This is a genomic window from Rahnella sp. PAMC25617 (assembly GCF_050606005.1).
GTDB classification, from domain to species: Bacteria; Pseudomonadota; Gammaproteobacteria; order Enterobacterales; family Enterobacteriaceae; genus Rahnella; species Rahnella variigena.
Genome location: NZ_JBOCUM010000010.1, coordinates 27,683 through 41,259 on the forward strand (window position 1 = coordinate 27,683; position 13,577 = coordinate 41,259).

Below are 13,577 nucleotides of genomic sequence, written 5' to 3' on the forward strand. Positions count from 1 at the left end.
TCATGATCAGTCATGGGTACGGGCCTCCGGCGGCGTCGTGTGAGGACGCAGGCGGTGCCACAGACGATGCGTCGCGCGGCTGGTGCGATCCATATACAGGTAAACGACCGGCGTGGTGAATAAGGTCAGAACCTGACTCAGCGCCAGACCACCGGCGATCGCCAGCCCCAGCGGACTGCGCAGATCCGCGTCACCGCCGCTGCCCAGCGCCAGCGGCAATGCGCCGAAGAAGGCGGCCAGCGTGGTCATCAGGATCGGACGGAAACGCATCAGACAGGCCTGAGTGATCGCCTGTTGCGGCGTCAGACCAAGCCGCCGTTCAGCGTCGAGCGCGAAGTCGATCATCATGATCGCGTTCTTTTTCACGATACCGATCAGCAGCAGGATCCCGATCAGTGCGATCACCGTCAGTTGCGTCCCCGTTACCAGCATCAGCAATAGCGCCCCCAGCCCGGCAGACGGCAGCGTGGAAAGAATGGTCAGCGGGTGAATATAACTTTCATACAGTACGCCCAGCACGATATATACCGCCGCCAGCGCCGCCAGGATCAGCCACGGCATGGAACTGGCCAGCGCTTCAAACGCCTGGGCGGTACCGGCATAACTGCCATGAACGGTATCCGGCAAACCAATCTGCGCCATCGTCGTTTTCAGCGCAGCCTGTGCATCTTCCAGCGCATAGCCATCGGCGAGGTTGAACGCAATAGTAGTGGTCGCCGTCTGCCCCTGATGAGAAACCGACAGCGGTGCATTGGCTCCGCTGAAGGTAGCAAACGCCGACAGCGGCACCTGATTACCGGAATCGGTGACGACATACAGCTGATGCAGGACATCCGGATTACTGGTGTAGTCAGACGTCAGGTTCATCACCACGTGATACTGGTTCAGCGTTTTGTAGATCGTAGCGATCTGCCGCTGGCTGAAGGAGTTATTGAGCAGCGTGTCGATCATCTTCACGTTCACGCCGAGTTGCGTAGCGCGATCCCTGTCGATATTGAGCATGATCTCCTGCCCGCCGGTCTGCGCATCGGAATCCACACCGGTCAGTTGCGGCAGTTTCGCCAGCGCTTTCTGCACCTTCGGCGCCCATTCACGCAGCACGGAAAGATCGTCAGATTGCAGGCTGTACTGATATTGGGCGTTGGCACTGCGTCCACCGATATGCAGATCCTGCGCCGCCATCAGGAACAACTGCGCGCCCGGTTCTTTGCCAGTCGCCATCATCAGGCGGTTGGCGACCTGATTGGCCGTCGCGGTGCGTTTATCAAAATCTTTCAGACGTACAAAGAAGGTCGCGGTATTACGTGAACCAAAACCGCCGCTGCCCGCTGAACTCATTACCGCTTCTACCGCCGGATCGTCCTGAATGATCTTGCTGTATTTCAGCACCTGCGGCTGGATCGACTGGAACGAGGTGTTCTGATCCGCACGTAACATGCCCATCAGCATCCCGGTGTCCTGATCCGGGAAGAAGCCTTTTTCCACCACGGTATACAGATAGAAATTCAGCAGGATTGTCAGGAACAGGCCGACAAGCGTGATCAGCTGATGCCGCATTACCCAGCCGAGCGCCGCAGAATACGCCGCCAGCAATTTGTTCAGCCCGCGTTCGATCATGCGGTAAATGCGCGGCTGACGTTTTTCCACCGGCGGTTTACGTTTGAGGAAACGCGCACACAGCATCGGCGTCAGGCTCAGCGACACCAGCATGGAGATGATCAGCGAGACACTCAGCGTCACCGCAAACTCGCGGAACAGACGCCCGACGATACTGCCCATCAGCAAGATCGGGATGAAAACGGCGATCAGTGAAAGCGTCATCGACAGCACGGTGAAACTGACTTCCTGCGCGCCTTTCAGCGCCGCCCGCACCGGCCCCAGCCCTTCCTCGATGTGCCGCGTAATATTTTCCAGCACCACAATGGCGTCATCGACCACGAAACCGGTGGAGATAATCAGCGCCATCAGCGAGAGGTTATCCAGGCTGTAGCCAAGCAGATACATCACCGCACAGGTGCCGATCAGCGAAACCGGCAGCGCCACCGCCGGGATCAGCACCGCATTCCAGTTACGCAGGAATACAAACACCACGGCGATCACCAGAAGCGTGGCTTCCAGCAAGGTCATTTCGGTATCGCGCAGGGAAGCAGAAACGTTCGGCGAGCGATCCAGCGCCAGATTAAGCTGCACGTCGCCCGGCAGACTTTCTTTCATCAGCGGCAGCGCGGCCTTGATCGCTTCGATGGTTTCCAGCATGTTCGCGCCAGCCTGACGCGTCACGCCAATCATGACCGACGGTGTGCTGTTGTAATAACCTACGTTGTATTTATCTTCAACAGAATCATACACATTGGCGATATCGCTCAGGCGGATTGCCGAGCCGTTGATGTAGGTGACGATCAGCGTTTTATACTGCGCGGCGGTGCTTTGCTGGCCGTTACCTTCAATCATCCACGACTGATCCGAGCCTTGCAGCAGCCCTTTTGGCAGGTTGCTGGTGCTGTCGGCAATGGCGGTGCGAATGGTGTCGAGGGAAATTCCGTAAGAGGTGATCGCTTCCGGACGCAAATCAATGCGCACGCCCGGCAGCGCGGAACCGACCAGCGAAACCTGGCCGACGCCGTTCACCTGCGCGATTTTCTGTTGCAGCTGGCTCGAGGCGATATCGTACAGCTCGCCTTTACTGCGCGTAGCCGACGTCAGTGCCAGCATGATAATCGGCGCATCCGACGGGTTGGCTTTACGATAGGTCGGCAGCGACGGCATGCTGCTCGGCAGCAAGGCGCGGGAGGCGTTGATCGCCGCCTGTACGTCGCGCGCCGCGCCGTTGATGTCGCGATCCAGATCGAATTGCAAAATGACGCTGGTCGAACTTTGCGAGCTGCGCGAGGTCATTTCCGTCACCCCGGCGATTTGCCCGAGCGCCCTTTCCAGCGGCGTCGCTACCGTTGCCGCCATGGTTTCAGGACTGGCACCGGGCAGACTGGCGCTGACCAGAATGGTCGGGAAATCCACCTGTGGCAGCGGCGCAACCGGCAGCAGGCGATATCCCAGCAAACCGAGCAGGAGTATCGCCAGCGTCAGCAGCATGGTGGCGACCGGACGGAAGATGAAGAAACGCGAAATATTCATTTATTCCGCCTGCTTCGCTGCGCGGCGATGACGCGGATTCAGACGGTGAGAAAGCCGGTCAAACATCAGGTAAATCACCGGCGTGGAGAACAGTGTCAGAACCTGACTGAAGATCAGACCGCCGACGATCACCAGCCCCAGCGGCTGACGCAGTTCCGCGCCTGATCCGCTCGCCAGCATCAGCGGCAGCGCGCCAAGCAGTGCAGCCATGGTGGTCATCATGATCGGACGGAAGCGCAGTAAACAGGCCTGGTGGATCGCCTCACGCGGCGACAGCCCCTGTTTGTTTTCCGCATCCAGCGCAAAGTCGATCATCATAATGGCGTTCTTTTTCACGATCCCGATCAGCAGGATCACCCCGATCAATGCGATCAGGCTGAATTCCGTACCGGCAAAGATCAGCGACAGCAACGCGCCCACCGCCGCCGACGGCAGCGTGGACAGAATGGTCACCGGATGAATAAAGCTTTCGTACAGAATGCCCAGCACCACATACATGGTCAGCAGCGCGGCGAGGATCAGCCACAGCGTGTTGCCGGTGGCACTTTCAAACGACGCCGCCGCACCCTGATAACGCAAAGTGATGCTGTCCGGCATGGCGATATCGGCCACGGTGGTTTTGATCGCCTGCTGCGCCTGTTCCAGCGAATAACCGTCTTTGAGGTTAAAGGAGACAGTGACCGCCGGGAACTGGTTGAGGCGCGCCTGCAACAGTGCGCCGGTGCGCATATGGATTTTGGCAATCGACGTCAGTTTCACCATGCCGTTAGTCGCACCGGAATTGGTGGTCGGGTTGCCGCTGTCCGACGTCGTGGTCGTGGTTGTCGTCGTTGTCGCTACCGTGCCGCTGGTCGAAGAACTGTTGTTGGTCGCCAGATACACATCATCAAACGACGCCGGTGACTGCTGGAACTGCGGGGCGACTTCCAGCACCACGCGGTACTGGTTCGCCTGGGTAAAGATGGTGGAAACCAGTCGCTGACCGAACGCGTTGTACAACGCGGTATCGACATCTGAAGCGGTAATGCCGTAACGGGCGGCGGCATCGCGGTCCAGTTCCACATACGCAATCTGCCCCTGATTTTGCAGGTTGCTGACCACTTCGCTGAATTCCGGCTGCGCGCTGAGTTTTTCAATCAGCTTTGGCGTCCATTCCACCAGATTTTCACTGTCGGAATCATCCAGCGTGAACTGGTACTGGCTTGGCGTGACCTGATCGTCAACGGTCAGATCCTGCGAAGCCTGCATGTACAGTTCGATGCCCGGCACATTTGCCGTCTCCTGTTGCAGACGCGCAATGATTGCCGGCGCACGTTCGCTGCGCTCATCGAAAGATTTGAGGCTGATCTGCAAACGCCCGCTGTTCAGGCTGGTGTTATTGCCGTCCACGCCAATGGTGGACGACACACTTTCCACATCCGGATCCTTGAGAATGGCCGCGGTCAGCAGTTGCTGGCGGCGTCCCATTTCACTGAAGGATACGTCCTGTGACGCCTGGGTAATGCCCTGGATCATCCCGGTATCCTGCGACGGGAAGAAGCCTTTTGGCACAATCACATACAGCAACGCGGTAAATACCAGAGTGGCGGCGGCAACCAGCAGGGTGAGCTTCTGGTGATTGAGCACCACGATCAACATGCGGTCGTAACCGGCGATCATTTTGTCGAAGAACTCGCCGCCTTTACGGTAAAACTTGCTCTGTTTTTCTTCCGGCGTGTGGCGCAGTAAATAGGCGCACAACATCGGTGTAAGCGTCAGCGACACCACCATCGACACCAGTATCGACACCGCCAGCGTGATGGCGAATTCGCGGAACAAGCGCCCGACCACATCGCCCATAAACAGCAGCGGGATCAGCACCGCAATCAGCGAGAACGTCAGGGAAATAATGGTGAAACCGATTTGCTGCGAGCCTTTGAGCGCCGCCTGCATCGGCGTTTCGCCTTCCTCCAGCCTTCGCGAAATATTCTCGACCACCACGATGGCGTCATCGATAACAAAACCGGTGGCGATAGTCAGCGCCATCAGCGAGAGGTTGTTAAGACTGAAACCGCACAGGTACATCACGCCAAAGGTGCCGACCAGCGAGAGCGGCACCGCAACGCTCGGGATCAGTGTCGCGGCGACATTGCGCAGGAACAGGAAGGTGACCATCACCACCAGCGCGACAGACAGCAACAGTTCGAACTGCACGTCGCTGATCGAGGCGCGAATGGTTTGCGTACGGTCAGATATCACGCTGATTTTGACCGATTCCGGCAGCGCTTCCTGCAATTTCGGCAGTTGCGCTTTGATGGCGTCCACCACCTGAATCACGTTGGCACCCGGCTGGCGCTGCACGCTGATAATAATGGCCGGTTGCTTGTTCGCCCAGGCAGACAAGTACTGGTTTTCCGGCGCTTCGGAAAGCGTCGCCACATCGCGCAGACGCAGCGCTGCCCCGTTTTCGTAATTGACGATCAGATTGCCGTATTCGGCGGCGGTGCGCAGCTGGTCGTTGGCATCGATGGTGATCGAATGATGCGGGCCGTCGAAGCCCCCTTTCGAGCCGTTGACGTTGCTGTTGCCGATCAGCGTATTGATGGTTTCCAGACTAAGATTATGCGCCGCCAGTTTACGCGGATCGACCTGCACACGAACCGCAGGCTGATGACCGCCCGCCAGCGTGACCATACCGACGCCGGAAATCTGCGACAGTTTCAGCGCCACGCGGGTATTCACCAGATCCTGCACTTTGGTCAGTGGCAGGGATTCGGACGTCGCCGCCAGGGTCAGCACCGCGGCATCTGCCGGGTTCACTTTTTTGTAGGTCGGCGGATTCGGTAAATCGCTGGGCAGCAGGCTGTCAGCCGCGTTAATCGCCGCCTGGACTTCCTGCTCGGCCACGTCGAGGGACAAATCCAGCGAGAATTTCAGCGTGATAATGGAGGAACCGCTGGCGCTGGTGGAATACATCTGGCTCAGACCGGCCATCTGACCGAGCTGACGCTCAAGCGGGGCGGTGATCCCTGATGCCATCACATCCGGACTGGCGCCCGGATACAGCGTGGTCACCTGAATGGTCGGATAATCGACCTGCGGCAGCGCCGAGGTCGACAGCATGTTGTAGGCGAAAATCCCCGACAACAGCACGGCGACCATCAGCAGAATGGTCGCAACCGGCCGGAGTATAAAGAGGCGTGAAGGATTCATTTAGACCCGCTGTCTTTACCGGCTGTATTTGGAGTTGCATCGGGCGCGGCGACAGTTTTGTCGGCACCGGTGGTGGCTTTATCCACACCGCCACTTTGCTCGCGGGCTTTAGACGAGCCGTCCGCTGCTGCAGCTTCACCGGAATTCGGCGTGACAATCTCGACTTTGGTGCCATCGTTCAGGCGGTCAATACCGGTAGTCACCACCTGCTCGCCCGGCTTCACGCCGGACAAAATCGCCACCTGATCGTCACCAAAGTCTGGCCCGGATTTCACGCTGCGGCGCTCAATGGTGCTGTCGGCTTTCACCACATACACGAAGTCGCCGTCGCTGCTCAGTTGTAATGCTGCCGCCGGGATCACCGTGGCGTCTTTCAGGGTCGCGACCTGTAAGCGGGCATTCACAAACTGGTTCGGATAGAGTTTCTCATCGGCGTTATCGAACAGCGCTTTCAGCTTGATGCTGCCGGTGCTGGTATCAATTTCGTTGCTGATAAATTGCAGTTTGCCCTGTCCGAGCACTTCGCTGCCGCTCTGGTCAAAGGCAGTCGTCGGCAACTGATTGCCGCCACGCAGCGCTTTGAGCAAGGTTTGCAGATTGCTTTGCGGCACGCTGAAGGTAACGGCAATCGGCTGAGTCTGGGTAATCGTTACAATTCCGGTGGTGGAACTGCTGGTAACCATGTTGCCCGGATCGACCAGACGCAGGCCGACATGGCCACTGACCGGTGCGGTAATTTTGGCGAACTCAAGATTCAGCTTGGCGGCAGCGATTTGTGCCAGATCGGCTTTCACTGCACCGGCATACTGACCGGCGGTTGCAATCTGGCTTTCCAGATCCTGACGGGCCAGGGAATCTTGCGCATACAGTTTGCGGTATCGCGCCAGCGTCAGTTCAGCGCTTTTCGACAGCGCCTGATTCTGCGCCAAATCACCCTGATATTGTTCCAGCGTGGCCTGATAACTGCGCGGATCAATCTGCGCCAGCAACTGCCCCTGCTCGACTTTCTGCCCTTCGGTGAAATATACCTTCATCAGCTGACCATCCACCCGGCTGGTGACCGTGACTGTCGCGTTGGCGACAACGGTACCCAGCGCACGCAGATACACCGGCACATCGGCTTGCGTGGCTTTTCCCGCCTGTACCGGTGTGGCCATTCCGGCCATCATCTGGCCGCGCATCGCACGCATTCCGCCGCGGCCCGGTTTTTTTTGGGCAGATGAGTCGGAAGCACTTTGATGAAAAGCAAAGAACCAGACCAGGATCGCAGCAACGATAATGGCGATGATAACCCACACGAGAGTGCGTTTTTTGGAACGAGACGAGGCAGTCGGCAGCATAAATTTCTTGGTTTCGCAGTATTAAAGAGGAGAAAGCAGCTGAAAAATGACCTTCAACCAGAGATTTTCAATATCAGTCAAAACACATTATCCCTAAAAGGCTCACCGGCTGTTTTTAGGACAACGTAAAGATTTCGTTAGCAATTAAGAATTTTTATTTCATTCAGCAGGATGAATTATACGCACTAATTTATCCTTTCTGACCCTTTAATGTTAAGAACTAAATGAGAATGAATATTGAAGACACAGACAGAAAATCATTATGAAGTGTCAGCCAGTCGTGGAATTTTGTCAGGAAAACGCAGGTTTAGCGTGAAATTTAACCTGCCCGCTCACCTTAACTGGTTATAAAACCAGAGGTAAATCCCGAAAATTGGATGTATTGATAATTTATATTGTTTGCGCCGACCACGGCTTGATAAGGTGAATTTTCTGATTGGTTTTCATCTTCTTGAAAGGGATTCAGGCGAATGCAGAAAAAATTTCAATCCAGACCGGTGATTGGGGTAACGCTGGACAGTGAGGAAGCCGGTGGCTACGCCGATTTTCCCTGGTATGCCCTGCGTCAAAACTACCTGAAAAGTCTGGCAGAGCTGGGCGCAGTACCGCTGGCTTTGCCGCACCACGCGGAACTGGCGGATGAATATCTGTCGATGTGCGACGGTATTGTCGTGACCGGCGGCGCGTTTGATGTTCCGCCTGAACTCTTTAATGAGCAACAGACCAGCGATCAGGTGCGTCTGAAACCGGCGCGAACTGAATTTGAAAAAGCCATCGTCAAAGGTGCCATGCAGCGCAATATGCCGCTGCTGGGGATTTGCGGCGGTCAGCAGCTGCTTGCCGTGTTAACCGGCGGCACGCTTCATCAGCACATTCCCGATGCACTGCCCGATGCCCTTGAACACAGCACGACCGTCGATACCGAAAACGCCGGCGGCAAAAAGCGCGCCCGTCATCCTGTAGAGATTGTTGAAGGTTCGCTGCTCAGCCGCTGCGTCGATCGCGATCATTATGAGGTCAACAGCTCGCATCATCAGGCGGTGAAATCGGTCGGCCCCGGCTGCATTGTGAATGCTTATGCGCCTGACGGCGTGATCGAAGGCATTGAGTGCGAGGAGTATGATTTCTGCCTGGGCGTGCAATGGCACCCTGAATATCAGCAACATCAGCAGGACACGCAACTGCTGAAAGCCTTTGTTGCAGCATCGTCACGCTATCAGCAGTCAATGCGCACGGCGGGTAAAGCCATGACAGAAGCGATGAACGACGCGATTTCCCGTCCGGGGAATGAGCAGGCGTGAATCAGGCGGCGCTTAAAATCAGAACCGCCCAGATACTGCATGATCTGGGCATCGACCCGCAGGTTATCGCACACCGTACGCTGCCTTACTTTGAAGAAGTAAGTGAGTACTTACTGGAGGATACGGAAACCGACGCGGAGAGCGGCAAAGTTTACCGGCTGATCTCCCCCGCGGCTGCCGCCTGGCATCAGATGAAACAACAGGCTGCCGCCGACGGCGTGGGCATTTATCTGGTCTCTGCTTTTCGCAGTCTGGATTATCAGGCCGGATTAATCCGCATCAAACAGCAGGCAGGCATCCCACCGGAAGTTTTCTTCACCTCGCTGGCACCGCCCGGATGCAGCGAACATCACACCGGTCGCGCCATAGATATCAATACCCCCGGCTGCGACGAAGTGACCGGCGTTTTTGGCGAAACAGACGCTTTTCAGTGGCTGCAAACTCACGCCGCCCGCTTCGGTTTCATAATGTCCTTTCCGCTGAATAATCCCTGGGGCTTTATTTATGAGCCGTGGCACTGGTGCTGGCATCCGCAATAAAACACAGTGACCTGCATCTCAGTTTCCATAACTAAAATTGTCGTCGAAACATTTATCTGTTAGGCCAATTTTCTGTTTCATTTTTAGCACAAATAAAACACACTATGCCCTCAACAGGTGTCTGCCAGACAAATGCCTGATCCCAACATCTTCTTATAAGTCATAAATTTCAATGCAATCAGATACCGTTTCGCGCAGGACAGCATGGCTCCGCGTTGTGATGATGGCTATTGCCGCGTTCATCTTCAACACCACTGAATTCGTGCCTGTCGGATTACTTTCCGATATCGCCGCCAGTTTCAACATGAAGACCGCTCAGGTCGGTCTGATGCTGACCATCTACGCCTGGGTTGTGGCACTGATGTCACTGCCGCTGATGCTGCTGACCCGCAATGTTGAGCGAAAGCGCTTACTGATCGTCATCTTCGTGATATTCATCGCCAGCCACATTCTTTCGGTCGTGGCCTGGGATTTCTGGAGTCTGGTGGCCTCGCGTGTCGGTATCGCCCTCGCCCACGCCATTTTCTGGTCGATCACCGCGTCACTGGCAATCCGTGTCGCACCGGCCGGTAAAAAAACACAGGCACTCAGTATGTTAGCCACCGGTACCGCGCTGGCGATGGTGCTGGGCTTACCGCTGGGACGCCTGATCGGACAATATCTCGGCTGGCGCACCACCTTTATGAGCATCGGCATCGTTGCGCTGCTGACGCTGATTTGCCTGATCAAACTGTTGCCGCCGCTGCCAAGTGAACATACCGGTTCACTGAAAAGCGTGCCGATGTTGTTCCGCCGTCCGGCGCTGGTCGGCATGTATCTGCTGACTGCACTGATAGTGACTGCTCACTACACGGCGTACAGCTACATCGAGCCCTTTATCCAGACCGTCGCGAATATGGGTGAAAACTTCACCACCTTCCTGCTGCTGATTTTTGGTGGCGCAGGTATTCTCGGCAGCATTGCGTTCAGTGTGCTTGGCAACCGCTTCCCGGCGGCGATGCTCAGCGGCCCGATCTTACTGGTCACCCTCAGCATGTTGCTGTTATTTGTGGCGGTGATGAATCCGGTCGCTATTTCAGTCCTTTGTGTGATCTGGGGGCTGGCAATGATGATTATCGGCCTAGCACTGCAGGTGCGTGTACTGGCGCTGGCGACCGATGCCACGGACGTTTCAATGGCACTGCTTTCCGGCATCTATAACATTGGTATAGGCGCGGGCGCGCTGATCGGCAATCAGGTGAGTCTGCATCTGGAAATGAGCAACGTCGGCTATGCAGGCGGGCTGATCGGCTGCATCGCGTTGGTCTGGTGTCTGACGATTTTCAAACGCTATCCGCAGCTGAAAGTAACGAACTGATATCGGGACTTGAAAAGGAAAACCGGCACATCTGCCGGTTTTTTTATGCCTGAATGTTCATGGAATTAACGCAATAACTTCAGATTCCCCGTCAGCGATTTAATCCATTTTTCCGGCCCGACCAGGCCCACTCCATCGAGTACTTCATCGTATAAATCCCGCCGCGGAAACGTCATTTCATACTGCTCAAACTGATGCATCGTGCGCGCAAATGCCGGGAACGGCACCACGCTGCGCTCGCCTGCTGCGTCCAGCGCTTTGAACATCAGCGCCTTAATGTGATCCGGCGTTGCCTGCAGAATGGGCAGCGGAGTTTTAGAGATAGTATCGGTCGTGACGCCCTTTGCATCCGTCAGTGAACTGCCCGCCAGCATCGGAAATTTTGCTGCTAATCCGATGCCAATTACGCCTGCCGTGTTCGCCAGTAATCCCGGTGGAAGTTCGGGATTGAGGATAATTGCCACCCGCAGGTTATCTGCCATTTTGTCCGCCCTTTTCATCATTATTGATGACAAAAAGGATAGCGTTGAGACACTGAAAGGTGCTTTCTTTTTGCGCGGTAAAATGCCCTAATCTGGTTATCCCTTCCTCATAATCACATTTAAAAGGCAGATTATGTCTGTATCTGAAATTTCGCCGGCAGACCTTCGCATTCTTAAACAACTACAGAGTTCAGGCAGAATGACCAATCAGGAGCTGGCGGAAAAAGTGGGCATGGCTGCCTCTCCCTGCTGGCGGCGGATGAAACAGCTGGAAGACAACGGTGTGATCACCGGTTATCAGGCGAACATTGACCGGAAAAAAATCGGGCTGGGGTTGCTGGCTTTTATCCGGGTGAAAATCGACAGCCACAGCGAGGAAGATGCCCGGCGTTTCGAACAGGAAGTCGGCGCGCTGCCCTCGGTGATTGCCTGTTATGCAATTGCCGGTGACGCAGATTTTCTGTTGCAGGTGGTGGCGAAAGATCTCGACAGTTTTTCCAGCTTCGCGATGGAAGTCGTGCGCCGTTTACCGGGGATTAAAGAGATGCAAACCTCGTTTGTACTCCGGGAAGTGAAACCGCTGGATGTGTTGCCGCTGGAGGGGATTTAAGGACATTCGAGGGTATGGCAAAATGCTGAACGATGTTGAATAAAACACTTCCTGGCCAACATGACAAGTAGATAGTTATGCGATAAAATTTACATAAATATGCAAAATCCCTTTTACCTGAACCCGGTTTTGCGTTATCAATATAGGCATTGAAATCTTTAGCAGACAGACCTAATTCATACAGGATTTAATCGATGACAACTATTCTCAAGCACCTTCCTATCAATCAGCGTGTCGGTATCGCGTTCTCCGGCGGTCTGGACACCAGTGCAGCGCTGCTGTGGATGCAGAAAAAAGGCGCGATCCCTTATGCGTACACGGCAAACCTGGGTCAGCCTGATGAAGAAGATTACGACGCCATTCCGCGTAAAGCGATGGAGTACGGTGCAGAGAAAGCCCGCCTGATTGATTGCCGTAAACAACTGGTTGCTGAGGGCATTGCCGCCATTCAATGTGGCGCATTCCATAACACCACCGCAGGCGTGACGTACTTCAACACCACCCCGCTGGGTCGCGCCGTAACCGGCACCATGCTGGTTGCCGCAATGAAAGAAGACGGCGTGAATATCTGGGGCGACGGCAGCACGTACAAAGGTAACGATATCGAACGTTTCTATCGTTACGGTCTGCTGACCAATGCTGAACTGAAAATTTATAAGCCGTGGCTGGATACCGACTTTATCGATGAACTCGGCGGCCGTCATGAGATGTCCGAATTCATGATTCAGTCCGGTTTCGATTACAAAATGTCGACCGAGAAAGCCTACTCAACCGACTCGAACATGCTGGGCGCGACGCACGAAGCCAAAGATCTGGAATTCCTCGATTCCGGCGTCAAAATCGTTAATCCGATTATGGGCGTGAAATTCTGGGACGAGAATGTGGTCGTGAAAGCGGAAGAAGTGGTTGTCCGTTTTGAACGCGGTTATCCGGTTGCACTGAACGGCGTAACCTTTGATGACAGCGTTGAGCTGATGATGGAAGCCAACCGCATCGGTGGCCGTCATGGTTTGGGTATGAGCGACCAGATTGAAAACCGTATTATCGAAGCCAAAAGCCGTGGCATCTACGAAGCCCCGGGAATGGCGCTGCTGCACATCGCTTACGAGCGTCTGCTGACCGGTATTCATAACGAAGACACCATCGAGCAATATCACGCAAATGGCCGTGTTCTGGGTCGTCTGCTGTATCAGGGCCGTTGGTTCGATCCACAAGCACTGATGCTGCGTGACTCCGCTCAGCGTTGGGTCGCCAGCGAAATCACCGGTGAAGTCACTCTGGAACTGCGTCGCGGCAACGACTACACCATCATGAATACCGTGTCTGAGAACCTGACTTACAAACCAGAGCGTCTGACCATGGAAAAAGGCGATTCTGTGTTCTCACCAGATGACCGTATTGGTCAGCTGACCATGCGTAACCTGGATATCACCGATACCCGCGAGAAACTGCAAAACTACGTTGAGACAGGCTTGCTGACTTCTTCCGCCTCTACCGGTTTACCGCAGGTGGATAACAATAATCTGCCACGCGGATTGCAGGTGAAGAATAAGTAATTGCTGTTGGTTTAAACAATTTGCAAGAAGTTGCAGAAGTCCCTTGTATGCTCCTCCCCCTGCGAAGG

At 55.2% G+C, this 13,577-nt stretch carries 9 protein-coding genes; 5 read left to right on the top strand and 4 right to left on the bottom strand.

Annotation, left to right across the window (positions count from 1 at the left end; genetic code table 11):
• Nucleotides 1-6: 6 nt before the first annotated feature.
• The 3 genes from ACM615_RS14510 to ACM615_RS14520 are packed head-to-tail and all read right to left on the bottom strand — an operon-like array spanning nucleotide 7 to nucleotide 7,664.
• Nucleotides 7-3,132, bottom strand: a complete 3,126-nt coding sequence (locus ACM615_RS14510; RefSeq protein ID WP_129638894.1) for an efflux RND transporter permease subunit — start codon at nucleotides 3,130-3,132, stop codon at nucleotides 7-9.
• Nucleotides 3,133-6,324, bottom strand: coding sequence for an efflux RND transporter permease subunit (locus tag ACM615_RS14515; RefSeq protein ID WP_129638893.1), 3,192 nt, complete (start codon nucleotides 6,322-6,324; stop codon nucleotides 3,133-3,135). It lies immediately after the preceding gene.
• Nucleotides 6,321-7,664 carry an MdtA/MuxA family multidrug efflux RND transporter periplasmic adaptor subunit gene (locus tag ACM615_RS14520; protein WP_431012079.1) on the bottom strand — a complete coding sequence of 448 codons (1,344 nt, stop codon included), beginning with the start codon at nucleotides 7,662-7,664 and terminating at the stop codon, nucleotides 6,321-6,323. The genes ACM615_RS14515 and ACM615_RS14520 overlap by 4 nt, the downstream gene beginning before the upstream one ends.
• Nucleotides 7,665-8,134: 470 nt before the next feature.
• Here ACM615_RS14520 and ACM615_RS14525 point away from each other — a divergent pair, with 470 nt between their 5' ends.
• The 3 genes from ACM615_RS14525 (at nucleotide 8,135) to ACM615_RS14535 (ending at nucleotide 10,861) form a co-directional block, all read left to right on the top strand.
• Nucleotides 8,135-8,965 (top strand): gamma-glutamyl-gamma-aminobutyrate hydrolase family protein, encoded by an 831-nt coding sequence (locus ACM615_RS14525; protein WP_113877556.1) that lies wholly within the window; start codon nucleotides 8,135-8,137, stop codon nucleotides 8,963-8,965.
• A complete protein-coding gene (locus ACM615_RS14530) occupies nucleotides 8,962-9,504 on the top strand; it encodes a M15 family metallopeptidase (RefSeq protein ID WP_129638892.1) in 543 nt (180 codons plus the stop codon). Before ACM615_RS14525 ends, ACM615_RS14530 begins: the two co-directional genes overlap by 4 nt.
• A 172-nt stretch (nucleotides 9,505-9,676) precedes the next feature.
• Entirely contained in the window at nucleotides 9,677-10,861 is a 1,185-nt protein-coding gene (locus ACM615_RS14535) for a sugar transporter (protein WP_112290324.1), read from the top strand.
• Between the two features lie 65 nt (nucleotides 10,862-10,926).
• Here ACM615_RS14535 and ACM615_RS14540 read toward each other — a convergent pair whose 3' ends face one another.
• On the bottom strand, nucleotides 10,927-11,343 hold the full coding sequence (locus ACM615_RS14540) for a DUF2000 domain-containing protein (protein ID WP_113877554.1): 417 nt from the start codon (nucleotides 11,341-11,343) through the stop codon (nucleotides 10,927-10,929).
• 133 nt (nucleotides 11,344-11,476) lie between these two features.
• Between ACM615_RS14540 and ACM615_RS14545 the strand changes: the two genes are divergently transcribed.
• Both ACM615_RS14545 and argG read left to right on the top strand, forming a co-directional pair.
• The gene (locus ACM615_RS14545; RefSeq protein ID WP_431012080.1) at nucleotides 11,477-11,953 is read left to right on the top strand and encodes an Lrp/AsnC family transcriptional regulator; all 477 of its coding nucleotides are present in this window, start codon (nucleotides 11,477-11,479) and stop codon (nucleotides 11,951-11,953) included.
• 194 nt (nucleotides 11,954-12,147) lie between these two features.
• On the top strand, nucleotides 12,148-13,509 hold the full coding sequence (gene argG / locus ACM615_RS14550; RefSeq protein WP_112290320.1) for an argininosuccinate synthase: 1,362 nt from the start codon (nucleotides 12,148-12,150) through the stop codon (nucleotides 13,507-13,509).
• The last annotated feature ends 68 nt before the right edge of the window (nucleotides 13,510-13,577 follow it).

Coding starts and splice junctions, on each gene's coding strand:
- ACM615_RS14540 (WP_113877554.1), bottom strand. CDS start 11,343: ATGGCAGATAACCTGCGGGTGGCAATTATCCTCAATCCCGAACTTCCA.
- ACM615_RS14510 (WP_129638894.1), bottom strand. CDS start 3,132: ATGAATATTTCGCGTTTCTTCATCTTCCGTCCGGTCGCCACCATGCTG.
- ACM615_RS14520 (WP_431012079.1), bottom strand. CDS start 7,664: ATGCTGCCGACTGCCTCGTCTCGTTCCAAAAAACGCACTCTCGTGTGG.
- ACM615_RS14525 (WP_113877556.1), top strand. CDS start 8,135: ATGCAGAAAAAATTTCAATCCAGACCGGTGATTGGGGTAACGCTGGAC.
- ACM615_RS14515 (WP_129638893.1), bottom strand. CDS start 6,324: ATGAATCCTTCACGCCTCTTTATACTCCGGCCGGTTGCGACCATTCTG.
- argG (WP_112290320.1), top strand. CDS start 12,148: ATGACAACTATTCTCAAGCACCTTCCTATCAATCAGCGTGTCGGTATC.
- ACM615_RS14545 (WP_431012080.1), top strand. CDS start 11,477: ATGTCTGTATCTGAAATTTCGCCGGCAGACCTTCGCATTCTTAAACAA.
- ACM615_RS14535 (WP_112290324.1), top strand. CDS start 9,677: ATGCAATCAGATACCGTTTCGCGCAGGACAGCATGGCTCCGCGTTGTG.